The 1,549-nt window shown below is 34.7% G+C and carries 3 protein-coding genes; 2 read left to right on the forward strand and 1 reads right to left on the reverse strand.

Annotation, left to right across the window (positions count from 1 at the left end; genetic code table 11):
- Positions 1–33: 33 nt before the first annotated feature.
- Positions 34–189, reverse strand: coding sequence for a hypothetical protein (locus J6Y29_04565; GenBank protein MBP5427145.1), 156 nt, complete (start codon positions 187–189; stop codon positions 34–36).
- A gap of 284 nt (positions 190–473) precedes the next feature.
- Here J6Y29_04565 and J6Y29_04570 point away from each other — a divergent pair, with 284 nt between their 5' ends.
- Positions 474–1,121 (forward strand): hypothetical protein, encoded by a 648-nt coding sequence (locus J6Y29_04570; GenBank protein ID MBP5427146.1) that lies wholly within the window; start codon positions 474–476, stop codon positions 1,119–1,121.
- Positions 1,122–1,470: 349 nt separating this feature from the next.
- A partial coding sequence (locus J6Y29_04575; GenBank protein ID MBP5427147.1) for an IS200/IS605 family transposase occupies positions 1,471–1,549 on the forward strand: 79 nt, incomplete at its 3' end.

Here is a 1,549-nt window from a genome sequence, read left to right on the forward strand (position 1 = left end):
TACTAACAGCTACCTACCATCTCATGCTTCCACCTACTCTATCTCACAACTATTTATATATATATAATTTATAGCTACCACCAAAACTCTCTTCTTACACCTTACTGACCGCCCGCCGAACCAACCGCACACGCAGCTACTTTCAGACCATGTAGCCACACGCCCATAAGCAAGCCAAACAAGCTCCATACGACACGAAAGCTTCCTGCCCAAGCAAACGTCCGCCGGCTCTCAAAACAGCTCCCCACACGCCCCGCCGCAGAATTGCTATTTTACCCGCTCGCAAATGCTTCAAAACACGACATAATACGAATAGATGATTTTAGACAAAACTGAATAAGTCTGACTGTCCAACGTTAGAAATTGTTGTCGTAGTCCAAAGTTAATTTTCCTCAGTTGGACAAAAAGGACTTTCCTGCGACAGACTTGAAATAAGTCCTCTTAAAGAGGATTTTTGTTTATAATATGTTCATATGGTTATCAATATTACTAATGGCGAATTCTATAACGAGTATTTTGAAAAAAATACAAAAAGCAAAGGTATCCCTTTTAATGAAGCGATGATGTCTGGGCCAGCTACCTTTCCTATTTTTTCTAATGAGTTCATTGAAAGTAGAAGTAAATATCTCTCTATATCAAATGATGAGTATGTCTCAAAAATGAGTGAAATTATAGATTTAAAAAACTCAATCGATACAGTTACAACAATTAATCTATTTTTTGGTAATGATACCTTTTGCGTTATTAATTTACTAACATTGCTTGCTTATTTAGAACAACTAAAATACCAAGGCGTAGTTGTATTAAATATAATAGATGACTTTTCTTTTAAAACAATTAAATCAGGAATTCATATTACTCTCGGAACATACGCTGGTTTATATAAAAACATTATTATTAAAAAAGATAATCAAATAGATTTAAAAATATTAAATAAACGAGCGATTGATTTATACTTCGACTTCTTAGATGATGACGGCTATTTAGCCAGAATAGTAAAAGATAATTTGGATGATAGCGAAAACAAGATAATAGCGTTACTTCTCGATGCTTCCACTGAATATGGGCTGTCCGATTTGTTGGCGATCGAATTGATAAATAGAATAAAAGCAAATAATTAGCCATCCATTGTCTCATTTGGATGGCTTTTTCTTATGCTTTGGAGGAAAACGAAAATTGGACAAATGAGGAAAAAGTGATTTAGACAACGACAGAATGTAATTATCTAATCTCACTTATTCTCAATAGACTAAATCTCTCTATTCTCAATAATCACACTTAGATAACTACATAAAACATAAATAGATCTACCTTCAAGTAGGTCTTTTTATTATTATTATCGAAACGCAGTGAAGATAAAAACCGGGTGCTATGCACGTGAGAATCGGAATAGCTTCCTGCGATGTGAAAAAAACCTCATGTTATAATCAAAAAGGCTGACAACCGTTTGATATAACAGGAGGTGTATCCATGGATGACGATTTAAGTTTATCACACACGAGGTGGAACTGTAAGTATCACATCGTGTTCATTCCCAAATATCGTAGGA

Source organism: Clostridiales bacterium (assembly GCA_017961515.1).
Taxonomy (GTDB): domain Bacteria; phylum Bacillota; class Clostridia; order Acetivibrionales; family RGIG10202; genus RGIG10202.

Coding starts and splice junctions, on each gene's coding strand:
- J6Y29_04565 (MBP5427145.1), bottom strand. CDS start 189: ATGGAGCTTGTTTGGCTTGCTTATGGGCGTGTGGCTACATGGTCTGAA.
- J6Y29_04570 (MBP5427146.1), top strand. CDS start 474: ATGGTTATCAATATTACTAATGGCGAATTCTATAACGAGTATTTTGAA.